Here is a 23,991-nt window from a genome sequence, read left to right on the forward strand (position 1 = left end):
ATTTTCTCTATTACATATTAATTAATTATTGCTTGTTATCATTTATTTAATATTTTATTTATTATTTCTTAAGTATTATTCAATACTTTAGCTATACTTAAATGCTAGAATTTATTTTGAGTTAATTAATAGTATAGGTTTTTCTATATAAATAAAGATAGTGGTTTTAGTTTGTACCACTATCTTTTATTAATTTATATTTGAGAACTTTTATGACAATTAAGTAATGTAATATTATTAATTTTATTCGTAAATCATAAAAAAGATATTAGTTTCCTCAAACACTAATATCTTTTTTATTTACAATGAATTTATACTATCTCAATAAGTTCATACTATTCTATATAGGAGTTAATAAATAATATTTACTACTCATTACCCTTATAAAAAAACTAGAAAGAAATCTATCCCTGTCAACTTCTTTCTAGTTTTTCTATAATCCCCAATCTTCTTTTAATCCATTTATAAACTTCATCATCTCTCCATCATCATTATATACATCAGGGTGAAACTTTGCTGATAAGGTCTTGTACATCTTCTTATATTTCTTTTTATCCTCTTCATTGTAGTTATTCTGTTTTGTATTAAAATAACTACTATAAGAATTATTACTGTAGTTATTTTTAAAATTTTCATAGTAACTACGCTCATATTCTTTATTTGCTTCATATTGCCTTTTTATATCATTTAACTTTTTCTTTTCTCTAAGTTCTCCAAATACATCATAACAATAATCATAAGTATTCTCCCCATATACCTCTTCAAATGCTCTCTTATTCTCTAAATACTTATTTATTATTTCTTTATGTTTACTTCTTACTCTATACTCTTCTGTAGTCTTAAATTCACTCTCTATACGTTCTATTATATGGTCAAACTTCTCATATATTATATCCATTAACTTATCTTCTGTAAGTCCTAATTCTTTCGCTTTATCCTCTATTTTATAACAATAATCGCCTACATATGAGGTTATATCTATAATGTCATAATAATTAATAGTGCATATAACCTTCTGTTTCTTTTTAACCTTTCCCTTACGTCTATAGCTCTTATGGATACTTATTCTATATGCTTTCTTTATAGGTCTTTTAAACCTATCCCCTGTATGTCTATAGTAATATCTCCTATACTCTTTTCCATCAATGCTCCAATTACTACAATAGCTTTCCAGTTCCTTATGTGCTCCATTAGTATTCTCTTTCTTTAAATCTATCTCTTGTATTACGCAATACATAACTTATCACCTCTCTACACTTTTATATTTATGCAACTGCTCTTTATACTGTAATAGACTATCTATATCCACTTTATAATCTTTAATAGGTTCATCATTAATCCAATCTATTAAATGATCTATACTTAAATATGGGCTATTCCCACTAAAATTAATATCTATAAAGTCTGACATTGTATAATCGACCTCACAGTTACCGCTAAGCATTATTTTTACTAGTGTTCCTGTTATATCATCTTTATTAAATTCAAATGTACACTGATTATATAAATCTATTTCTTTGAAATATTCATCTTGGTTAATATAGGTTTTGCCATCATCTAAGTTATACTCTTCCTTAATCTCTTCCCAGCATTCATATAGTTTACTTCCTTGATATGGCAATATAATATCCTTTATTCTGTATATCTTCTCTATATACCCATTTCCTATAAGCCATATTTCACTACTTGGAACTTTATCATAACAACTAATATAAATGTCTTGTACTATACTTATATCGCTATTTAAATCCTTTAATTCACTATTTAAATTTTCTACATATTCATACTCTTTTATTATTTCTTCTATGCTTTTCTTTATGTTATCTGCCTTATCATGTATCTTACTTAACTCTTCCTCTTCTATCTCAAATGTATTTTTAGGACTTCCACCAAACGCCGTTATCATTGAATTAAACCCTAGACTTCGTTTTACATTCTTTGAATACTCCTGTTGCACATCAAATGATATTGTTGTTTTATAACTTGGTGTAAATTCTTCTACTATTTCAGCCTCTACAACTTCAATATCATCACTTTTATTTGTAGTGTCATATTCCTGTATCACTACATTATTAAAATCGTTTTTTGTAGTGATATTTTCCGTTACCACTACATCATAATTATTATTTTTTGTAGTGGTATTCTCTGTTGTCACTACATCTTTTAATGCATTAATTTTTTCCATTACTAAATCAATATTATCTAGGTTTATCCCTTTATTTATACAATTATCCTCTATGGTTACCTTCAAATTCTCAATAGATAAATTCAATATCTCATTAGCTTGTAGTGACATAATATATTTATCACTACTTTTTACCTTCTTAGTTTCTTTATCTCTGTATCTATCACATATATAAAATCTATATATATTATTTTTCCTATCTTTCTTTACCGAACAAAACATATCATTCCTCCTTTTGTAGTGATAAACCTTTTAACACTACATATTTGCTTAAAAGAAGAGGGTTCTACCTTATGTCGAACCCCTATAATTCTATTCTAATTCAATATATATTCTTTTCTATTTACCTATTTCCACGGACTTACTAATACTCTTTACTCTCATAACTATAGAAAGAGCTCTAATAATCTTTTCTCTTTCTTCTATGCTCTCATATCTTATAATAACTTTGCTCATACCCCTAACCCCCTATGCTCTAATTCACCTATTTTTCTATATACTTCATGTTCTAACTTTAGAACCTCTAATAATCCACATTTTTTTGTTTCTTCTTGATAAATATTGATAAGATTTTTAAGTGCTTCACTCATTAAAACTCACCTCTAATAATTTTATTTTGTCTAGATAATAATTCCTTAGTCGTACCATTTAAAACGTTGCTTACTTCATTATTATCAATATTACAAATGAGCTTTAATATTTCATTCTTCATACTCATAAAGCCTTGATTATCCTTGGCTTTAAACTCTTCTAAATCATTGATAAAATCTTTAATATCATCTTTCATTTTCAAATTCCTCCAATATTTCTTTCGTTTCCCTCTTGATTTTATTGGAGCTATAGTGATATCCTTAATTTGCGAGATTGAAGGGTATCACTATAACCCTAAAGACTGATGTATATATTTTTACATTAGTCTTTTTTTATTTCTCTAATAATTTCATAATCTCTAAAAATGTTTTTAACAAATTCTTTTCAGCATTACTCATAATTTAACCCCTTCTTTTCACTTAAGATCCCTTTTAAAAATGCATATATAGTTCTTAATTTCTTTCTATCTTCCATGCAATCTAATTTATCTACCATAACTTTAATTTCTTCTTGCATAATTTTAAATTCCTTTCTTGTTCTTATTTGCCTATTGTATTAAGCATTACATATTTTTAATACCCTCATAATGTATTTACTCTCCTAGATAGTATTAATTGATTTTTCGTAATTCGTATACAACGTTTCAGCTCTTAAAACTTATCTCAATATCCTTGCTAACAATTTGTAGAATTTCACTTCATAATCAGTCATGTATTTATCTCCTTATTCTAGTTTGTTTTTAGCTTCATAGAAGAGATTTATTTCAGTTTTAGAGTATTTATATTCCTCCATAAAAAAACCTCTTAAAATCTATTTTAGTGATTTAATCTATAATTATTTTCAATACCTTTTATCTCGTAAATATATCCCTTTGACATTTCTCTGACTCTTCCACCTAAAGCCTTATCAATTTTAATCAAATCATCAATAAAGAACTCACTACTTACCATAATCGGTAATCTTGCACTGTATCTATGATTTATTATCTCTAGCACTATTCTTATATCAGAATCCGTATATCCTCCTTTAAATAAATCATCTATAACAAGTATTTGAGCCGTCTTATATCTACTAACCTTTCTCTGATATACCTCTGCATTTAATATATTTTGCTTTAATTCAGTTACAGAATCTATATATGACATATACGCTATATCAATACTTTTATTCAATATAAAATTATTGATTAATGCTGATATTAAATGAGTTTTACCACTTCCGCTCTCACCTAACAAAGCTAATGAATTACTTTGAGATTTCTTTATCTTATCAAAACTTAAATAATAACTCGTAGCAATATCTTTCATTTTCTTTGTTTCTTCATTCCATGGAATAAAATCTTTAAAAGACCTTTTTAATTGTTCCCCACTTAATCCAGTCTTTGCTAATGAATTTATTAGATTCTCATTCTCTCGACACTTACACTTTGAATATTTATTACTTTCTTCATCGTAGATAAATCCCAAACCATCACATAATAAACATTTACTTAATTCCTGCTCGTTCGATTTCCTCTTCTGTATAACTTCTGATGTTTGTTGATGTTTCTTTGAATTCAAAGTTTTCTGTACCCTCTGTAAAACGTCCTCTATCTTTGGTGATATATTTTGGGGTATGTCCATTTTTATTCACTCCTTTCTTCCATTCTTCGTAATTAACTCTATTTGATCCCTCTTCCATAAATGTACTTATCCCATTTTTTCTATTTAAGAAATCACTTAAATTCCATTTATACTTAAAGTAAAACTGACTATTTAATATTTCACTATAAGTATTTATAGCTTGGATTATTTCATCTAGCTTATAATCTTTTAATACCTTCTCTATTGCCTTTTTAATTACTGGACTTAAAGCCTTATGCTTAATGATCCCTTTAGAATTCCAAAAATCAAATATAGTTTTTATATCTTTGTTACCCTCTTCTTTTATTTCTTTTTTCTTAGATTTTAAATTCTTGTCTAATTCTTTTAATAAATCTAATTCACTAAGTCCTTTATCTTTAAGTTTATCTAATTCATCTTTTATAAGTTCTTTAGAATATTTACTTTTAATTTTATTAAGTAAATCATCTTCTAATTCTTTATCAATTTCATTAACATATTTTTTACTATCCTCCTCTTCTGATGAAGAAGTATATATATTTGTATTTGTATTAGTATTTGTATTAGTATTTGTTGTAGTGGAATTCTCCACTAGGTCATAGTGTAATTTTCCACTAGGTGCTAGTGTATTTTTACACGTAGTGGAATTTTCCACGTGGTGTAATTCTCCACTAGGTAAATTTATATAGTATTTACACCCTCTTCCTTTTTCAGTTTCTTTTTTTATAAGCTTTTTTTCTATTAAAAAATTTATATTTTTACTCAGCGTTCTATTATCCTTTATCTTACTTCTTAACTTAAGTTGCTCATAATTTGGATATGCATATCCCTTTTCTTTATGATAAAAACTTATTAATGCTATCAACAACGATTGCTCTTGCATATTTAAATTAAGATTTTCTAATATATTATTTTGTAAAATTGTATATCCTTTTGTATTATATTCCACCCCCTTATCAGACATTCTCTGCACCTCCATTCTCTAGCTTACACAAATACTCTTTTAAAGGCTTGGACACCCCTCCAACTGGGGTCTTTTCCTGTTTCTTTACATAGCCTTATATAACGACTGAATAACTTTAAACTCATACTAAATCACCCCCTAAAACGTTTTTCCAATATTGTTAATTATCCATTCATCTATAAGAGAACTTACAATCATGCACTTTTTACCAAATCTAATACAAGGAAATCCCGCTACATGACATAACTCCCTTATCCTTCTAACTCCAATACCAGTTAAATCTTTACATTCTTGAACTGTAATTAACTTCTTTTCTTCTGTAATCTTCTTCATGTGTTCTTCTTGTCGTTTAGTTACATCTACCATATATCTCCCTCCACTTCTTTAATACCTTTCGCACACTTATGTGCGATACTCTAAGACTAGAATGCTAATAGAACTTAGCTTGTCTTATTGACAATTAGATATGATTTCTGATGTACGAATTTCGTACTTCTGAATAATTTGGTTTTAGATATGATTCAAATTATTTCTATAGTGACTAATTGTCACATTTAAATAATTTGAATTTTGGATATGCATAATATACATATCTGAATTATTCCTCTTCTAAAAAAATATTATGGAATATTGCTAACTTATTTTCTTTTCAATGTTATCAATTTCAAATAAATATGCAACTCTTTGTTCTGGAAACAATACTTTTTGAATTTTTAACACATCAAGCCATGAAATTTTTGTTGTTCCATTAATATAATTCTTTGCAGTTCTTTCACTCACATTCAATGTTTCTGCTATTTGTGATACTGATATATCATATCTAACCATTTCGGCCTTCAAATTTTTAAACATATAAATCCTCCTTTAAATTAACCGTATTCGGTTATCTTTCTTTTATTTTATTTCCATTTTAGGATAATGTCAATGTTTTTCTTGAATTTTATTTCCATATTCGGTTATTTTTTTATTGACGATGTTACTATATGGGTATATATTAATAATTGAGGTGATTAATTATGGGGTTTGAAATCCTTAATAAATTAAAAAAAGAAAAAGGACTAACTACAAAGTCTCTATCTGAAAAATCTGGAGTTCCTAAAGGTACACTTGATAAAATCTTAAATGGAACTACTACTAATCCAGCTTATGAAACTATCGTTTTATTATCTAAAGCTCTAGAATGTCCAATAGATATTTTTACTGATGAAGATATTAAAGCAATAAATAAAACTAAAATCTATTCAAAAGAAGAAGAGAATCACATAGAAGATTTAAGAAAGCTAAATGATACAGGTAAAGAAAAGGTTATTACTTATACAAAGGATTTGATAGATAACCCTAAGTTTAATAAAAGCTCTAATGAATGTTGTTCAACTATCAGAGATATTGAATATGTTGATGAAGATGATGGTTATGTTCCTCGTGTATTCGCTGCCCATAGTGATGGCATTGATGAAGAAACTAATAGAAGAAATATAGAAATGATAAAAAGGTTAGAAAGAGAAAAAAGAAGAAATAAAAATACTAAATAAATACTAATGAGAGGATATTATGGAACTTACTAGATATGAAGAACTTTTAGATGAAACATATTCTTACGGAATTAAAGTTATAGAAACAAATTTAGGCGGAGATTGTGGTTACTGCTATGATGAAACTATTTATATTAACGAATATTCAACGGAAACAACTAAGTTCTGTATTTTGTCTGAAGAATTAGGTCACTACTTTACCACCACAGGAGATATCACTTATTTAAATAGTAGTAATATATATCAAGAAAATAGAGCTCGTTACTGGAGTTATAGTAAAATAATTTCTCCAGAAAGTATAATCACTTGTATATTAAACGGCGCTATATCTATTCAAGATCTGACATCTGAGTTATCTGTAAGTGAAGATTTTTTATTAGAAGCTATTGATTTTTACAAAAGGAAATATGGTGTGTATTACGTTGGCAAAACACACTTATTAACATTTAGTCCTTTGAATATTATTCCATACTAAAACACTATTTATATTATTAAAAATACTATTTTTTAATACAACGTAACTTTTAGTTAATGTCACGATTCATATAACATAGGAATTGCGCTTTATACTAAATATAAATTTATATTTAAATACTATTATTTGATTATATTATGGGAGGTAATATGGAAAATATTAAAGTAATACACAAGTTTCCTAGACCAACACAATACAATGAACTAAGAAAATCCGTAGGTTGGAATCCACTACAAACTAGTAAAGTAAAACTAGGGTTAGAAAACTCTACTTATTGTATTTGTATAGAAAAGGAAGATATTTTAATCGGTTTTGGAAGAATTGTAGGAGATGGTGCAACAATATTTTATATACAAGATTTAATGATTAATCCGCTATATCAAAAACAGAATATAGGAACTTTGATTATGAATAAATTAATGGATTATATAAATAACCATTGTGATGATAATTCATTTATTGGATTAATTGCATTAAATGAGTCAGATAAATTTTATAAACAATTTGGATTTACATATCATAAAAATAATAATTTTTATAGATATAAACTTTAATTTAAAATCAGAAAATATAATTCAGCATTCTCTAAAGTATGAATTTCGTACTTTATAACGAGGGAAAAATTGCTCTCGTTAAAATTAGATAGCGCAAATTTCGCACTTTCTCCACTTATGGGGAATATGCTAATTATTTATAGCGACATATCCGTCTCCACTTATTACTAATTTGTAGTGATATTAACTTATGCCACTACAACTAAGGTCGAATGTTCGACCCCAAATTACTATTTTATACAAGCGACTAAATTCGTTGTCTGTATAGTATTTACGGTGCATTTGCCCTGTAATATAAAAATCCGCTATCGTTTTTATATCGATAGCCAATATTAAATTTAAGCCGAGGGAATTTTCCCTCTGAGCTATCATTAAACTAACCTACTATAAGTCAGTTGGTTTTTATTTTTAAAATAAAATGTAGTTATCTTGTTTCAATACATAATAACTACACTTTAAACACCTTCCCCATTTTGGAATATGCTCTCGGAAGTTTTACCGAGTCCACTTTGATATAAATTGGATAGCTGGAAATTCCCGCTTTAAAGGTTCAGTAAAAACCTTTTGAAATTTGCACTTTCAAGGTCTCTTGCTGAAACCTTCATCTTAAAGACGAACCCTTATGAGCTTTCGCCACTAATTGCGAAAATACTTAAATGGGTAGTACCCACTTTAAATGTGAAGGGTCGTTAATATTATTTACCACCCTTTATAAAGAATGTAAATATCTTTACGTGGTTCCCCGATATTATCGGGTAAGCTCTATAAGGTTCCCTACTTTAAGTCGGTAAGCTACTTTTAACTAGGTACGAATTCCGTACTAAACTTATGTGCTTATAGTAATAGCGTTATTTAATTGGGTATGTACTTTAAGTCCATAGGTTACCAAATAATATTGGGTAAGCTCTTTAGTTTTTCCTCTTCAAAAGGAATACTATTTAACTACCACCAAATTGGCGTTTTCATTTTCCTATGAGTAGTAAACCACGAGGGGTACAAAAATTATTTGTTACCATTTTAAAGAAGACCCGAAAAGTTGGGTCTTGCATATTTAAATATAAATCTCGGTCGATTTGAACGACTGACTTTTAAAAGGTGGTATTTTACCTCTTTTGATGAGTGGAAATCCCCTTTTTCCTAAAACCGCTATAATCGGTTTTAAATTATTCGAAGTGCTTTAAAAACACTACGATTTTAATAAGGTTCATTACTACGTGCAACTTTTGGTGCACACTTAAATCTCTGTCAATTTTAATGACTAACTTTAAATCTTAAAGTCGTTATAACCGACTTTAGAAATTTAATTATTATATGAATTTTAGATGTTAATTAAATTGACTACAAAACTCCAAATCCTTCCAACAGATTTAGAAAACTAGGTGAACTAAAATCACCCAGTTTATATATTAATTTAAGCTTTATTTTATAGCCTAAAAGAGGTTTTATATATTATTACTACTCAATACACCTTTAATGTATTTTTCTCTTCTATGCCTTTAATTTAATAGTTAAATATATTTACTTTAGAAGTCCTCATTTAGGACATCTGTTTTATTGGACGAACTCTCGTCCACACAAATTGTTGGAAATTAATTTAAAGGTTAAACACTATATCAAAAGTTCCTCATGAAGAGGTAGGCTACTTATTTTTGCAAACCTATTGTTTAAAGTGCAAATTACGCACTTTTGACTTTTATCAAATCATTCTCTAAGTTCTTTATAGTCACTTAGACTTTCTGCAACAAGTGGCAGAAAACTTTTATATTGAGGGTAGCATTTATTACCCTTTAAGTTCTTCCCCAACTTATTGGGAAAATATATTGTAGTGATAAATACTATATATCACTACATTCGGAAAACTGTTTCCGAAATCCAGAAGTCGTTAAATAATCCAATCCTTCAAAAGGATCAGGTTAATTATTCGGCAAAAGTGTCGAAGATAAACTTTATTGCTACTTATGATAACGCAATATCGATATTATCGAAGTTGTATAAATTCTCTATTACTAATTTATTTGTAGTGATATACCTTTTACCACTACGTAATTATGTAGTTATTTCAATATAAAACAAAGTAACTACTATACTAAAGAATTGAGGTGATATTATGTCAAGAAAAAAAGGGAATGGTGAGGGTTCTATATCTAAATATGAAAAGAATGGAATAACTTATTATAGAGGATTTTTAACTGTAGGTAGGAATGAAGAGGGAAAATTAATAAGAAAATCTTTCAATTCTAGAAAAAAGCAAGATGTTGTTAATGCTATGACTAATTATAAAAGTAAAATGTTAAATAGTGAGCTTTCTAGCAACGATAAGATAACATTGGCTGAATGGTACCATACTTATATATTTGAATTTAGAAAGAATGATTTAAAGCCTTCTACCTTTGAAAGATATTACAGTATATATAAAAAGTATGTTCTTGATTCTCCTATAGGTAATATAAAACTTGTAGATTTAAGAACTATGGATATACAACAATATTACAATAGACTATTGGAATTAGATAAGAAAACGCCATCTGTTGTAAGTACAATAAATAGATACTTAAACACTGTTTTACTTGAAGCCGTAAAGCAAGAAATAATAAAAAAAGCTTATTCTAAATTAGTAAAAATACCTAAAGTTGAATATAACAGTGATTATTCTGTATTATCTCTTGAAGAACAACGACAATTCATTAAAGCTATACAAGAACATAAATTTAAATGTTTATTTCTTATGGCTCTTGGTACTGGATTACGTGAAGGTGAATTACTAGCTTTAAAATGGATTGATATTGATTTTGTAGAGAATACTGTATCAGTAAGCAAAACTATAAAAAGAGTACCTATAATCGAAAAAGATGGCTCTAGGAAGTATAAAATAGTAGAGCAGGAACCTAAAACAAAAAGCTCTATAAGAATCGTTCCTCTTCCTAATAATATAGTTTCTGAATTAGAAAAATATAAATCAAAGCAAAATATAGAAAAATTGAAAAATAGAGATATATACAATGATATGAATTATGTATTTAGTGATGAATTTGGTAACCCATTAGAAAGTAAGCGCCCAAATAGGAATTTTCAGAGCGTTTTAAAGAGTATAGGTATAAAACCTATAAAGTTCCACTCATTACGTCATACATACGCTACTAGATTATTTGAACAAGATGTTCCAATAAAAACTGTTCAGAAATTAATGGGACATAAAGATAGCAGTACTACACTTGATATATATACTCATGTAATGCCTAGCGAAAAAATTAAAGCAGTAGATAAAATAAATAATTTACTTAGTATGTGAGCCCTGTATTTATGGGCTTTTTCTTTCGTAAAAAGTAGTGCAACGGTAGTGCAACCATAATGAAAAACTATGTTATTTCATGCACTTTCACTACTTTTAGAAAATTAACAAATGGCTTATTTACTTGTTTTGCAATGATATGCACTTTTATTGCTTACCTACTAACCATATCCCACTGGTGGCACCAGAGTAAAAAAGAGTTATAAAATAGTTTTAAAACTATTTTATAGCTCTTTTTCATTTAATTATCTTTTTTAACTCTATATCAATAAACTTAATTTTAGCTTTAATACAACTGAAGAATTATAAAATTTCCTTTAAAAGAAAGTCTATAATTCTAAATTAATTCTGTTACAACTTTATACATTAAAAATAATATTCCACATCCAACAGCTACCCATGCTGCTTGAGTAATCATAGTATATAAAGATTTCTTTTCATCACCCTTATTTTTCATATAAGCAAATCCCCTTTATTCTTTATATCTCTCAATAAGTTTTGATAAGAATTTTACAGTTTTTATTGGTGCCTTTCCAATCGATGTTTCCCCTGATAATAAGAAACCATCTGCCCCCTTTGCTATTGAATTATATATACTATCAACTTCAGCAAGATCTGCTGTTTTTCCACGCTTCATACTGTTTAAAATATGAGTTCCTATTATTATTTCACCATCATAATCCTTCAACTTTTCAAAAACCATATTTTGATATATAGGTACATCTATTATACTTCCCTCCGGTACCAAATCTCCTCTTCCTATCAATATTCCGCCCACATCTTTAGATATTGACACTATATCATCTATCCCTTTAGGCGTCTCAACTTTAGCCCATATAGTTGGCATGTACCCATTTGACTCTTGCTCTCTTATAAAATCTTTCACCCTACATATATCAGATACACATTCAACGAAAGATTGGCATATTATATCTACTTTATTTTTAACTCCCCAGGCAATTGCAGTTTTATCTTTCAATGAAAGTCCTATATTATTTCTAGAAAATCCTTTTATATTACATCCTTTTCCAGCTCTAACTATTCCGCCTTTCTTTACTCTAACATGAATCCCCTTATCATCTGTATAAAGTATATCAAATCTCATAGTATCATCTTTCATTGAAATGCTTTTCATTTTTTCATTCCTAAGAATTTTATTTTTTATATTTAAAGGAATTACCCTCATTTTTCCCTTCTTAATTGAATATCCCTCATTTATATAAGTGTCTTCTCCGCAAAATATTATTTCTTCACCATTATAAATCTTATATATATATGGTAATTTATCTGATATTCTTATCTTTCTTCCAGGCAAATCAACCATTATATGTATATCTTCTTTTAACTCCTTAAGTAACTTATACCCTTCGTCAAACTCTTCAATTGATCCATGAGAAAAATTAAATCTAAATGTAGAAACCCCTGATGAAATCAGCTCTTGAAGAACCCATCTTTCTTTTATACTGGGCCCTATAGTAGCTACTATCCTCATTTTTCTCCCCCCTTTTTACTAATTACTATATACTACTGCATTAATCCCTATTTTATCCATTAATTATTATTAAGATATTATAAAGTTTATTTACGTTCTATAAATCTTATATATTCTATGCAAGAAATTATATTTTGTACTATATTTTCTTTTTGCATATCAATATTTTGTAAATTCATCTTAATAATAGAGGTTGCTGCTTTAGTATTTTTTATCAAATAAAATTCTTCTCCATTATTAAATTTAGCATTAGATACCCCAAGTTTATCTATGCATTTTATAAATTCTTCAGAAAATTTTTTTGATAATTCTGTATCTTCATAATAAACATCTACTATATTATTTCCTTCATTAATTTGTGCAGATATTAGAAAATCTAAATTAGATGTATTTGCAAGGATTGTCTTTCTAAATACTTCTTCTCCAATTGATTTTTTTTCTTCCAAAGACATATCAACTACATAATACCCTTTGCTCTTGAGTTGATTCCTTACTGCCCTGGAAATATCAGAATTATTTATATCTATTCCAATTTTCATAGTAATACCTCCAAGGATTGAATTTTATTATATTATATTCAAGGTCTCTTAAAATGTTCTAAATTTACATAGATTAGAATAAGTTATTAAAGAGATTGGATAAAGGAGGTTTCTATTTTTGAGAAGCATTAAACTTTTATTTTTAATTGTTGCCCTCTTATTTCTACAGGGATGTAGTTTAAATACTGCAAGATATATAAACTTTGAACAAAGCCCTTCAAAAAGTTATTACACAGAGAAAATAAAAGAAAACTTGAAAAATAATGAAGATTATACTCTTCAAGTATTTGATACTAATCTTTATAAATATTTCCCTGTTGATAAAGAAGATTTAGGTATATTAAAAGATTTTCTAAATAATTTATCTGATGAAGATTTTTTAGAGGAATATTCTCCTAAGAATAAAGAAAAATTTAGACTTATAGTTAATTTTTCTAATGAAAAATATATTATAAAAATTTATGATAATAAGACTTCTACTATTACTCCATGGGATGGTAATTATAGTGAAGACATAATTGATATGAGTAACCTTCCTACACATTTCAATCTATATGATTTTTGTAACTATGTACAACATAAAAAATAGGAGTGCAGAATTCAATTTGCACTCCTATTTTTAATTTAATTCATCTAGTATTTTAAATATCCTCTTATTTAATAATGGATGTATCTTATTTGGGGCTATCTCAGCAAGCGGTTTTAATACAAATTCTCTCTCTTCCATTCTTGGATGAGGAACAGTAACATACTCATCATCACTTACTAAATTATCGTAGAAAATTATATCTAAATCAATTATTCTAGGTCCCCATTTTATAATTCTCTCACGCTTCATCTCTTCTTCAATCTTTAAAAGTGATTCCATAAGCTCTTTCGGAGAAAGTATCGTTCTTATCTTAATAGCTCCATTTAAAAACTCCTCTTGTTCCTTAAATCCCCAAGGTTCTGTCTTTATAAATGTTGAAACTTTATCTATGCTTACTCCATTTACATCTTCTAAATAATTTATAGCTTCTCTTAAGTTCTTTTCCTTATCACCAACGTTACTTCCTATTGAAAGATAAGCTTCATGCCATCCTCTATTAATTTCAATTGCGGCATAATTTAAATGTCTTCCTATAGGTGCCCACGGCTTCTTAACTTTAACTTTCACATTTTTTATCATTCTATATTCTTTTAAAATATATTCAGCTACTCTCTCCCCAACAGTTTCTATAAGATCATAACTTCTCTCACATACAACTTTTTCTACTCCATATACTAATTCACCATAATGCACTGAAGAAGTAAGATCACCAGTCTTTCCTGCTCTTGAAAGATCTAACTCTAACTCAATATCAAATATGAATTTTTGTCCAAGGGTCTTCTCTTCTTCAAATACACCGTGATTTGCAAAGATTTCAACATCTTTTAAATAAATTTTATCCATAAATATCCCTTCTTTATCTAGCTTTTAACATAGCATCTGTCATAACACACGCTCTCTTATTTTCTAAAACATCATGTACTCTTATAAATTCGCATCCTTTAACAATTCCAAGAACAGTAGTTGCTATAGTTCCCTCAACTCTTTCATCTACTGGTAAATCTAATGTTAATCCTATCATTCTCTTTCTTGATGTTCCTAAAAGAACTGGGTATCCAATAGCTTTAATAAGTTCTAAATTATTCATAACAATTAGATTTTCTTCTAAAGTCTTTGCAAAGCCTATACCTGGATCTAAAATAATATTTTCTCTTAATACTCCAGCATCTAAGGCTATATTTATACTATCTATTAAATCAAATATAACATCCTTCATTAGATCCTTATATTCATCTTCTTCTCTATTATGCATTAGTATACAAGGCACGTTATATTTTGCTGCAACACTTGCCATATTAGTATCTTTTTTAAATCCCCAAACATCATTTATTATATCAGCACCAGCTTTTATAGCCGCTTCTGCTGTAGCACTTTTATAAGTATCTATAGATATTGGTATATCAAAGTTATCTTTTATAGCTTTTATTATAGGTACAACTCTTTCAATTTCCTCTTCAGTAGATACTACTTCAAAATTAGGTCTTGTAGACTCTCCTCCAACATCTATAATATCAGCACCATCTCTTATAAGTTCTTCTACCTTTTTAATTGCCGCGTCTACGCTATTGAATTTCCCTCCATCTGAAAAGGAATCTGGTGTTACATTTAATATTCCCATTACGTATGTTCTCTCACCTATATTAAACTCTTTATTTCCTATTCTCATATTACTCCACTCCTTAAACTAATACTTTATTAAATTATTTTTCTTATTACTATCCCAATAACATTTATCATAACTCTTACAACTAAAACAATTTCTAGATAGCTTGTCACTATCTTGAATTAGTTTATTAAAGGAGTTCTCACCATTAATCTCTCTATGTTTCTCTATCCCATCAATTATTAGCGCTCTCTCTTCATCATTAAAGGATGTATCTTTTAGTATTTGCTTTGCTAAAATAACACTTCCTTCATGGTGTGGTACTCCTTCCGTATATTGAAGTACCCTACCTAGGTCGTGCAAAAGAGCAACTGCATAAATAATCTCTTTTGATATCTTAATATCTTCTTCAAGTGATTTTATATAAGCAATTCTTGCAAGGTCTAAACTATGGTCTAGCCCATGTCTACAAAACTCTCTATCCTTCTCTAGCTTATCTAAAAGTCCCATATTTATTTTAAAAGTTTCATTATTTAAAATCTGATTTACTCTCTTCATTAAATCAGCCCCTATCTCATTAATGAAAGTATTTCACTTCTAAGTCCTCTATCCTCTTCACAAATACCTCTATAAGTAGTTGTTATAGTTTTTGTTCCTGGCTTTTTAACACCCCTCATAGTCATACAAGTATGTTCACCTTCAATCATTACAACTACACCTTTTGCATCTAGATATTTCATAATATCATCTGCTATATCAGAAGTTAACTGCTCTTGAAGTTGTGGCTTTCTAGAATGTATATCTACAGTTCTTGCAAGCTTTGAAAGTCCAGCAACCTTCCCATTTGGTATATATGCTATATGTGCCTTACCAAAGAATGGTACAAAGTGATGCTCGCACATTGAATAAAATACTATATCCTTTTCTATAACTAAATCATCTCTGGAAACAGTAAATGCTTTACTTAAGTATTCTTTCGCATCTTTATTAAGCCCTGAAAAAATCTCTTCATACATTCTTGCTATTCTATCTGGTGTCTCTATTAATCCTTCTCTATTTGGATCTTCTCCAATTCCTTCTATTATAAGCTTTACGCCTTCAATTATCTTCTCTTTGTTCATCATATATTCTTTGCCCTCCATCTTTACTGCTAATATGTTCTTTATACTTATTGCTTATATTTTTTGTAATTACATGTGTATTAAATTGTAATTCCCCTATAGATTTAATTTTCATTATACCAATTAAACTGTTAGTTACAAATACTTCTTTCATATTTTTTAAATCTTTCAGAGTAATGTCACACTCTATAACATTGAAACTCCTAATTATCCATTCTCTAACAGTCCCATTTAATAGCCCATTTGAACAATCAGGAGTATAAATTTTTTCATCTCTTATACAAAATATATTTGAAACAGATGATTCACATAAATGACCTTTTTCATTAAAAAATACTACATCATCATATCCTTCTTTATTAGCATTTCTTTTCTCTAATATATTCTCTATATAATTAGTTGATTTTATCTTAGGAAGTATAGATGTTGAATTTCTTAAAACATCTGATATTTTAAGTGAAAATCCCTGCTCATAAATTTCTTCTGTATATGGATTCTCTCTTGTTGTTAAAATTATATTTTTGTCAGTAACTGTTATTTTTAATACTTTATCTCTAATATTTAATTTATTTATATATTCTACTATTTCTTTCTCTTCTATTAAAGGTTCCATCTCTAAAACCTCAAGAGCTTTTTTTAGTCTATTAATATGAAAACCTAAAAAATATGGATTTTTCCCACAAAGAATTGTTTCAAATGCTCCTTGTCCAAAAAACACTCCATTATCTAATTTTATATTATCATCATTAATTATAATTTTCCTCATCTTAACACCTTCATTAATGCTCTTGCTTTTTGGAGTGTTTCCTCATACTCCTCTTCTTCATTAGATTCCCAGGTTATACCTCCTCCAACTCCGAAGTATGCTTTATCTTCTTTTTTTAATATAGTTCTTATAACTATATTAAAATCACTATTTCCTCTTAAATCAAAATATCCTATACTTCCTGTATATATATTTCTTTTTACTCCTTCAAGCTCTTCTATAATCTCCATAGCTCTTATTTTAGGTGCTCCTGTTATAGATCCTCCTGGATATGCTTCTCTCATACATTTTACTGCTGAATTCCCACTTTCTAATACGCCCTCTATTGTTGAAACTAAATGAAATACTGTTGCATATTCTTCTATTTTAAATAGTTCAGTAACATCAACAGAATTAGGTTTGCAAACTTTACTTAAATCATTTCTCTCTAAATCAACAATCATAAGTAACTCTGATTTATCTTTTTCACTATTTTGAAGCTCTCTTCTATAATAGTTATCTTCTTTTTTATTACTTCCTCTAGGTCTAGTTCCTTTTATAGGACGCGTACTTACTTTTCTATCTTTTATTTGAATAAATCTTTCTGGTGATGAACTTATAACTTGAAAATCTTTATAGTTTAAATACGCAGAAAATGGTGCTTCATTTATACTCCTAAGCTTTGAATATATCTTAAATGCCTCTTCTGTACATTCACAATAAAATCTTTGCGTCATATTTGCAATATATATATCACCATTTCTTATATACTCTTTCATAGTAGATACTGCATTTATATATTCGTCCTTTGTAAAGTTTGAATGAAATTTCGTATCACCTTCACAAATATCTATTTTATCTAAAGATTTAGCCTTTAATATTTTACTTTCTATAATATCTATACTTTTATCTTCATCATCTATATCTTTATCAATTTCTAATCCTAAAGAAGTTATGTACGATTTTTTATTTATTAAATCAAATATTATTATATTATTGTATAATATAAATCTCATATCAGGAATTTTGAAATCTTCTTTAGCTGTATTTGGCAATCTCTCTATCATTCTTCCTGCATCATATGAAATATAACCAATATATCCTCCTAATAATGGAATATCACTTTGTACATTTAATTTATATTTATCTATTCTCTTTTCTATTTCTAAAAATCCATCTTCACCATCAATTTCCTTTGAATTTATATAGCATTTTCCATCTATCACTTCAAACTTTTCAGTTGAATTTATTCCAATAAATGAATATTTAGATAAATTCTTATCTTCCTTTGAACTATCTAAGAATACACTATCCTCTTCATTGCTAAATACAGAATATATATCAAAAGGAGATAAATTAGTTATAAATTCTTTAATCTTAAATCTCATATTACCTTCTCTCCTTATGCTCTTCACAAATTTTTATAAAGTTTTTAAGAATTGAATACCCCTCTTCTGTAAGTACTGCTTCTGGATGATATTGAACTCCATATATAGGGAATTCTTTATGTCTAATCCCCATAATTACTCCATCTTCAGTTATAGCAGTTATTTCTAATTCACAAGGTAAATTCTCTTTTTTAATTATTAGAGAGTGATATCTTGTTACCTTTATCTTTTCAGGGATTCCCTTAAATATTCCTTGTCCATTATTTAATATAGGAGATATCTTTCCATGCATAGGTCTTTCTCCCTTTACAATCTCTCCTCCAAAGTAATGACCTATACTCTGATGTCCAAGGCATATTCCTAATATAGGGATTCTATCTTTAAATTTATCTATTATATTTAATACTTCTCCAGTCTCCTTTGGACTTTTAGGTCCTGGAGAGATTACTATTCCATCAGGCTTAATTTTATTTATAATATCTTCAGTAATTTCATCATTTCTATATACTATTACTTCCTCTTTTAATTCATTGAAATACCTTACTAAGTTATAAACAAATGAATCATAATTATCTATCATTATTAACATAATTTTGTTCCTCTTCTAACCAAATTTTATTACAAAAATCCTTTTATTGTGCTAAAATACTTATAATATTTAAATTATATCATAGCTTTTTATCTTAAAAAATATATTAGGATAAGAAAGGAGTTGAAGTTCCATGACAAAGGTTGATTTTCACGTACACACAAGTGCCTCAGATGGGGTAATTAGCCCCCAAAAGGTAGTAGATAGAGCATATAGAAATGGAGTATCAATACTTGCAATAACCGATCATGATACTGTAAATGGCCTTCCTGAAGCAATAAATGAAGCAAAAATTAAAGATATAAAAATAATACCAGCTGTAGAATTTTCATGTAATCACAATAATGAAAGTATACATTTATTAGGCTTTTTTAAAGATGATAGTTATAAATCAAAGGAATTTCTTGAAATATTAGATTCTATAAAAAGAAGAAGAATTCTAAGAGCAGAAGAAATGGTTAAAAAGCTATATGATATCTTTGAAATAAAAATAGATTTTAAAGATGTCTTAAAGTATGGTGAAAGCGTAATTGCAAGACCACATATAGCAAAAGCTATAATGGATGCTGGCTACCCATATACACAGGACTATATTTTTGATAACTTCATAGGTAAGGATAGACCTGCTTATGTACCAACTAATAAAATCACAATTAAAGAAGGTATTGATATACTTCATAAATTTAATGCTATTGTAGTTTTAGCTCATCCTATATTAATTAAAAATTCTCCATTAGAAGAGTTTTTAAAATTTGATTTAGATGGTATCGAAGCTGTATACTTCTTAAATTCTAAAGAGGATGAAGAATTCTTATTATCTTTTGCAAGAGAACATAATCTTTTAGTAACTGCTGGTTCAGATTGCCATGGTGATTTTATAAATGATAAACGTCATGGAGATATTGGTGACATGTCTTTAGATGATGACCTTTTAGGTAAATTAATGAAAAGATTAAGCATATAAAACATAAAGTAAGTGCCTACTATAACTTAATATAGATAGGCACTTTTTTATCTAACAAACAAATCTTAAATTCTTTTTATTCTAACTTTTTTTGTTTTTCTTGACCTTTATCATCAACATACCATTTACAACTAGTTGTTGGGTTACTCAATATCCCAGCCATTACTAAAATTGAAAGTATAGTATTAACTATCTCTTGATAATTTCCTGGTAGAATATCAATTCCAAATCCTTGCATGATCATAGGAATTAATGCTGCTACAGAAACCCATAATCCATAATTTTTAAAACGTGATGCATCAATCATAATATATCACCTTCCTTTTTGGTATATTATATGATTTTACATTACATATGTTGCTATATATAAAATAAAGAGAGCATAAAAATGCTCTCTTTATTTTATATAATTTAAGCTTCCTTTAAGAAAGCAACATATCCCTTTTTAGTTTCAAAAACATCAACTTTTGATGCGACTTCCCATGGCGCATGCATATTTTGTAGTGCCACTCCACAGTCTATTACTTCCATATTGTATTGAGCTAAGATATAAGCGATTGTTCCACCGCCACCTTGATCGACTTTTCCAAGTTCTGCTGTTTGGAATGATACATCATGCTTTTCCATCATAGCCCTAAGCTCTGCCATATATTCTGCATTCGCATCATTACATCCTGATTTACCTCTTGCACCAGTGTATTTATTAAATACTATTCCATTTCCAAAATATGCAGAATTCTTCTTTTCCATAACTGATGGATAATTTGGATCAAAAGCTGCACTAACATCTGATGAAAGCATCTTTGAATTAGTTAAGCATCTTCTTAACTTTATGTCTGAATAATCGGATGCTCTATCCATAACCTCTGCTACTATGTTTTCAAAGAATCTAGATTGCATTCCTGTTGCACCAATGCTTCCTACCTCTTCTTTATCAACAAGTAAACATACACAAGTCTTATCTATTTTATCCATTTCTGTTATAGCAATTAATGAAGTATATGAACATACTCTATCATCTTGACCATATCCAATTATCATACTTCTATCTAATCCATAATCCCTAGCACGACCTGCTGGTACAACTTCAATTTCTGCTGATAAGAAATCTTCTTCTTCAAAATTATACTTTTCTTTTAATATCTTAAGTATGTTAGCTTTTACAGCATCTTTTTCCTCTCCACTTAAAGGCATACTTCCAATTAGTACATTTAAATCTTCGCCTTCTATAACTTTTGCTGCTTTTTTATCCATTTGATTAGCTGCTAAATGTACTAAAAGGTCTGATATCCCAACAACTGGATCATTATCATCTTCACCAACTACTATATCAATCTTACTTCCATCTTTCTTAACAACAACACCATGAAGAGCAAGTGGAAGTGTAACCCATTGATACTTCTTAATTCCACCATAATAATGAGTATCTAAAAATGCTAAATCAGTATCTTCATATAATGGATTTTGTTTTAAGTCTAATCTTGGTGAATCTATATGCGCCCCTAATATTTTAAGCCCCTTATCCATACTTTCTTCACCTATTACAAATAAAGCTAATGTTTTCCCCATATTATTTGCATATACTTTATCTCCTGGCTTTAATCTCTCATTTGATTTAATTATTTTATCTAGATCCTTAAAACCATGCTCTTCTGCTATTCTAATTGACTCTACAACACATTCTCTTTCAGTCTTACATTTTGATATGAAATCTTTATATCCTTCATTAAAATTAAAAATTTCTTTTATTCCTTTTTCATCATACTTTTTCCAAGCATTTTTTGCCATATTATAGCCCTCCCTTTTCATTTTTATAATATATATTATTATCTATTAATAGAATTAATAATCTTTTTTTAATTATCGCTTATTTGACTTATTCTACTTTCTATAATATCAACAGGTGTTTCATTAGACATTAATGAATATCTAAAGTTTACAGCAGCTGCTTCTATTATTACTGCGATATTTCTGCCTGGTCTTATAGGAACAGTTAATTTCCTAACAGGCGCCCCCAAAATATCCATATACTCATAATTTGTTCCAAGTCTATCGTAATCTCCTTCGTCTTTCCAATGCTCAAAATGCATAACAAGCTTAATATCTTTTTCTTGAAGGACAGAACTTAAACCATATAATGAAGATACATCAATTATTCCAATTCCTCTAACTTCAAGCATACCGATTGTTATTCTAGGAGAGGATCCAATAAGTTCTCCATCAATTTCTTTTATATCAACAGCATCATCTGTTACTAATCTATGACCTCTTTTTATAAGTTCGAGTGCAACTTCACTTTTGCCAATCCCACTCTCTCCAGTTATTAATATACCTATACCGTAAACGTCTACTAATACTCCATGCAGTCTAGTTTCTGGAGCTAGCTTGTCAGACATATACATAGTAAGTTTACTAATAAATTTAGTTGTAACTAAATTACTTCTTAAGACCCATACCTTTTGTTTTTCTGCATATTTTATTAGTTCTTCATGTGGTACAAGGTCTCTTGTTATAATTACACACTTCATATCAAAGCTAAAATACTTCTTCAATCTTTTTTGTCTTATTTCAACTTGCATATCATCTAGAAAACTCCACTCAGCTTTACCTATAACTTGTATTCTCTCTGGTGTAAAATAATTATAAAATCCTGATAATTGAAGTCCAGGTCTATTAACATCACTTACACTTATTTTTTCTCCTGCATTACCTTCTACTAATATCTCTAGTTCAAAATCTTTAATTAATCTTTCAACAGTTACTGCCATCCCTAACCACCCTTTATTATTTCTTTTTGTTTGGTTTTATACCCGCAAGCTGGGCTTTAAAGTTTCTTTTTACACTATCTATATATCTTTGTCTTAATTTTTGTTGTAATTCTTTTTCTTCATCATTTAGTCCATCTTCTTTACTCTTTTTATATAATTCATTTATTTTTAAAGTTACCTCATCTATACTCATTTCATCTATATTATCTTTTTTGTTATCCATTTTACTACTCCTTATATTTAAGCTACAATTTTTTCTTATATTTATTTTACCTATAATTACTTGTATAATCAACTTTAATCATCAATGATTTCATCTTTTCAACATCTTGTTAACATTTATTACTTTTTTTATACAACTTAATGCGACAAATAAATAATAAATATCTACAAATTAACTTCTCTATATATGTTTTTCATCTTTTTAAAGGCATAAAAATTACATTTTTTGTCACTTTTTGTATAGCAAATAAGTTTTACATTCTTCCTATAAATGGTATAATATGACTATAAAATCATTAATTTTACAAAGTGAGGTGTACATTATGACAATTAAACGAATGCGAAAGAAAATAAAAAATAGAAAACTTCTATTAAATATATTATTAAAATTTGTAAAACCTTCTAATAAGTTTATGGTTATGCTTTCTCAAAACTTAGATAGATATGTGAGTCGCTATCAAATGCGCTTGTACAAACTTCACAAGAAAGCAAATACTAATGTTAAAAACGTTGATATACTAGCTGCTTAAAATACCTCTGTGTATAAAAAAAATACCTCTGAAAAGAGGTATTAATTTTGCAAATATATCATCCCAACATGCCGTTTGCCTATATATTCAAGACCTGCGCCTCGCAGGTGGGTTTCGCTCATATTATCTCTGTCATCTCCTGTCATAAATGAAGCAAAAGCTTGGAGCCCGACATTATTAATATTATTGCAAATCCCGAATATCATATGTAGGTTGAATATGATAAGCTTGGCGAACATCTCAGGAATGC

General features: G+C 28.3%; 28 protein-coding genes and 1 other RNA gene. 6 read left to right on the forward strand and 23 right to left on the reverse strand.

All coding sequences use genetic code 11. The annotated features are described in order from the left end of the window. Positions 1-433: 433 nt before the first annotated feature. From K5V21_RS16080 to K5V21_RS16110, 9 genes are all read right to left on the reverse strand, one after another. Entirely contained in the window at positions 434-1,237 is an 804-nt protein-coding gene (locus K5V21_RS16080; protein ID WP_221862147.1) for a hypothetical protein, read from the reverse strand. Positions 1,238-1,243: 6 nt separating this feature from the next. Continuing rightward, positions 1,244-2,407 (reverse strand): hypothetical protein, encoded by a 1,164-nt coding sequence (locus K5V21_RS16085; protein ID WP_221862148.1) that lies wholly within the window; start codon positions 2,405-2,407, stop codon positions 1,244-1,246. A 230-nt stretch (positions 2,408-2,637) separates the two neighbouring features. Continuing rightward, positions 2,638-2,775 carry a hypothetical protein gene (locus K5V21_RS16090; protein WP_221862149.1) on the reverse strand — a complete coding sequence of 46 codons (138 nt, stop codon included), beginning with the start codon at positions 2,773-2,775 and terminating at the stop codon, positions 2,638-2,640. Then, complete coding sequence (locus K5V21_RS16095; protein WP_221862150.1) at positions 2,775-2,972, reverse strand: hypothetical protein; 198 nt, start codon at positions 2,970-2,972, stop codon at positions 2,775-2,777. The genes K5V21_RS16090 and K5V21_RS16095 overlap by 1 nt, the downstream gene beginning before the upstream one ends. 194 nt (positions 2,973-3,166) lie before the next feature. Then, positions 3,167-3,292 carry a hypothetical protein gene (locus tag K5V21_RS19585; RefSeq protein WP_280637817.1) on the reverse strand — a complete coding sequence of 42 codons (126 nt, stop codon included), beginning with the start codon at positions 3,290-3,292 and terminating at the stop codon, positions 3,167-3,169. A gap of 299 nt (positions 3,293-3,591) precedes the next feature. Beyond that, on the reverse strand, positions 3,592-4,335 hold the full coding sequence (locus K5V21_RS16100; RefSeq protein WP_245000759.1) for an ATP-binding protein: 744 nt from the start codon (positions 4,333-4,335) through the stop codon (positions 3,592-3,594). Then, positions 4,262-5,341 (reverse strand): helix-turn-helix domain-containing protein, encoded by a 1,080-nt coding sequence (locus K5V21_RS19430; protein ID WP_245000760.1) that lies wholly within the window; start codon positions 5,339-5,341, stop codon positions 4,262-4,264. Before K5V21_RS19430 ends, K5V21_RS16100 begins: the two co-directional genes overlap by 74 nt. A 138-nt stretch (positions 5,342-5,479) precedes the next feature. Further along, complete coding sequence (locus K5V21_RS16105) at positions 5,480-5,707, reverse strand: helix-turn-helix transcriptional regulator (RefSeq protein ID WP_221862152.1); 228 nt, start codon at positions 5,705-5,707, stop codon at positions 5,480-5,482. A 267-nt stretch (positions 5,708-5,974) separates the two neighbouring features. Further along, positions 5,975-6,193 (reverse strand): helix-turn-helix domain-containing protein, encoded by a 219-nt coding sequence (locus K5V21_RS16110; protein WP_221862153.1) that lies wholly within the window; start codon positions 6,191-6,193, stop codon positions 5,975-5,977. Between the two features lie 164 nt (positions 6,194-6,357). Between K5V21_RS16110 and K5V21_RS16115 the strand changes: the two genes are divergently transcribed. From K5V21_RS16115 to K5V21_RS16130, 4 genes are all read left to right on the forward strand, one after another. After that, complete coding sequence (locus K5V21_RS16115; protein WP_221862154.1) at positions 6,358-6,873, forward strand: helix-turn-helix domain-containing protein; 516 nt, start codon at positions 6,358-6,360, stop codon at positions 6,871-6,873. Positions 6,874-6,892: 19 nt separating this feature from the next. Further along, on the forward strand, positions 6,893-7,348 hold the full coding sequence (locus K5V21_RS16120; protein ID WP_221862155.1) for an ImmA/IrrE family metallo-endopeptidase: 456 nt from the start codon (positions 6,893-6,895) through the stop codon (positions 7,346-7,348). Positions 7,349-7,497: 149 nt separating this feature from the next. After that, positions 7,498-7,902 (forward strand): GNAT family N-acetyltransferase, encoded by a 405-nt coding sequence (locus K5V21_RS16125; RefSeq protein WP_221862156.1) that lies wholly within the window; start codon positions 7,498-7,500, stop codon positions 7,900-7,902. A gap of 2,107 nt (positions 7,903-10,009) precedes the next feature. Continuing rightward, a complete protein-coding gene (locus K5V21_RS16130; protein ID WP_221862157.1) occupies positions 10,010-11,191 on the forward strand; it encodes a tyrosine-type recombinase/integrase in 1,182 nt (393 codons plus the stop codon). A 472-nt stretch (positions 11,192-11,663) separates the two neighbouring features. Here K5V21_RS16130 and K5V21_RS16135 read toward each other — a convergent pair whose 3' ends face one another. After that, on the reverse strand, positions 11,664-12,683 hold the full coding sequence (locus tag K5V21_RS16135) for a pyruvate kinase (protein ID WP_221862158.1): 1,020 nt from the start codon (positions 12,681-12,683) through the stop codon (positions 11,664-11,666). Between the two features lie 86 nt (positions 12,684-12,769). After that, a complete protein-coding gene (locus K5V21_RS16140; RefSeq protein ID WP_221862159.1) occupies positions 12,770-13,222 on the reverse strand; it encodes a hypothetical protein in 453 nt (150 codons plus the stop codon). Between the two features lie 118 nt (positions 13,223-13,340). Here K5V21_RS16140 and K5V21_RS16145 point away from each other — a divergent pair, with 118 nt between their 5' ends. Further along, a complete protein-coding gene (locus K5V21_RS16145; RefSeq protein WP_221862160.1) occupies positions 13,341-13,811 on the forward strand; it encodes a DUF4883 family protein in 471 nt (156 codons plus the stop codon). Between the two features lie 30 nt (positions 13,812-13,841). Here K5V21_RS16145 and folK read toward each other — a convergent pair whose 3' ends face one another. Genes folK through K5V21_RS16180 form a run of 7 tightly spaced genes read right to left on the reverse strand, consistent with a single transcriptional unit; the run spans position 13,842 to position 19,257 of the window. Further along, positions 13,842-14,654, reverse strand: a complete 813-nt coding sequence (gene folK / locus K5V21_RS16150) for a 2-amino-4-hydroxy-6-hydroxymethyldihydropteridine diphosphokinase (protein ID WP_221862161.1) — start codon at positions 14,652-14,654, stop codon at positions 13,842-13,844. Positions 14,655-14,667: 13 nt separating this feature from the next. After that, positions 14,668-15,477 carry a dihydropteroate synthase gene (gene folP, locus K5V21_RS16155; RefSeq protein ID WP_221862162.1) on the reverse strand — a complete coding sequence of 270 codons (810 nt, stop codon included), beginning with the start codon at positions 15,475-15,477 and terminating at the stop codon, positions 14,668-14,670. A gap of 18 nt (positions 15,478-15,495) precedes the next feature. Then, positions 15,496-15,972 carry an HD domain-containing protein gene (locus tag K5V21_RS16160; RefSeq protein WP_221862163.1) on the reverse strand — a complete coding sequence of 159 codons (477 nt, stop codon included), beginning with the start codon at positions 15,970-15,972 and terminating at the stop codon, positions 15,496-15,498. A gap of 11 nt (positions 15,973-15,983) precedes the next feature. Further along, positions 15,984-16,538 carry a GTP cyclohydrolase I FolE gene (gene folE, locus K5V21_RS16165; RefSeq protein WP_221862164.1) on the reverse strand — a complete coding sequence of 185 codons (555 nt, stop codon included), beginning with the start codon at positions 16,536-16,538 and terminating at the stop codon, positions 15,984-15,986. Continuing rightward, entirely contained in the window at positions 16,513-17,301 is a 789-nt protein-coding gene (locus tag K5V21_RS16170; RefSeq protein ID WP_221862165.1) for an aminotransferase class IV, read from the reverse strand. Before K5V21_RS16170 ends, folE begins: the two co-directional genes overlap by 26 nt. Beyond that, positions 17,298-18,668, reverse strand: a complete 1,371-nt coding sequence (gene pabB / locus K5V21_RS16175) for an aminodeoxychorismate synthase component I (protein WP_221862166.1) — start codon at positions 18,666-18,668, stop codon at positions 17,298-17,300. The genes K5V21_RS16170 and pabB overlap by 4 nt, the downstream gene beginning before the upstream one ends. Position 18,669: 1 nt before the next feature. After that, positions 18,670-19,257 carry an anthranilate synthase component II gene (locus K5V21_RS16180; protein ID WP_221862167.1) on the reverse strand — a complete coding sequence of 196 codons (588 nt, stop codon included), beginning with the start codon at positions 19,255-19,257 and terminating at the stop codon, positions 18,670-18,672. Between the two features lie 133 nt (positions 19,258-19,390). Between K5V21_RS16180 and K5V21_RS16185 the strand changes: the two genes are divergently transcribed. Beyond that, positions 19,391-20,221: a PHP domain-containing protein gene (locus K5V21_RS16185; protein ID WP_221862168.1), complete on the forward strand. Its 831-nt coding sequence runs from the start codon at positions 19,391-19,393 to the stop codon at positions 20,219-20,221. Between the two features lie 76 nt (positions 20,222-20,297). On the opposite strand, the gene K5V21_RS16190 is transcribed toward K5V21_RS16185, so the two are convergent. The 5 genes from K5V21_RS16190 to ssrS all read right to left on the reverse strand — a co-directional run bounded on the left by K5V21_RS16190 (position 20,298) and on the right by ssrS (position 23,991). Next, a complete protein-coding gene (locus tag K5V21_RS16190) occupies positions 20,298-20,528 on the reverse strand; it encodes a phage holin family protein (protein ID WP_221862169.1) in 231 nt (76 codons plus the stop codon). 104 nt (positions 20,529-20,632) lie between these two features. Further along, positions 20,633-22,030, reverse strand: coding sequence for an aminopeptidase (locus K5V21_RS16195; RefSeq protein WP_221862170.1), 1,398 nt, complete (start codon positions 22,028-22,030; stop codon positions 20,633-20,635). Between the two features lie 47 nt (positions 22,031-22,077). Further along, positions 22,078-22,989, reverse strand: coding sequence for an HPr(Ser) kinase/phosphatase (gene hprK / locus K5V21_RS16200; protein WP_204595094.1), 912 nt, complete (start codon positions 22,987-22,989; stop codon positions 22,078-22,080). A 16-nt stretch (positions 22,990-23,005) separates the two neighbouring features. Further along, positions 23,006-23,212 (reverse strand): DUF896 domain-containing protein, encoded by a 207-nt coding sequence (locus K5V21_RS16205; protein WP_243425049.1) that lies wholly within the window; start codon positions 23,210-23,212, stop codon positions 23,006-23,008. Positions 23,213-23,798: 586 nt separating this feature from the next. Further along, a non-coding RNA gene (gene ssrS, locus K5V21_RS16210) (6S RNA) lies at positions 23,799-23,991 on the reverse strand.

This window comes from Clostridium sardiniense (genome assembly GCF_019753795.1).
In the GTDB taxonomy this organism is placed as follows: Bacteria; Bacillota; Clostridia; order Clostridiales; family Clostridiaceae; genus Clostridium; species Clostridium sardiniense.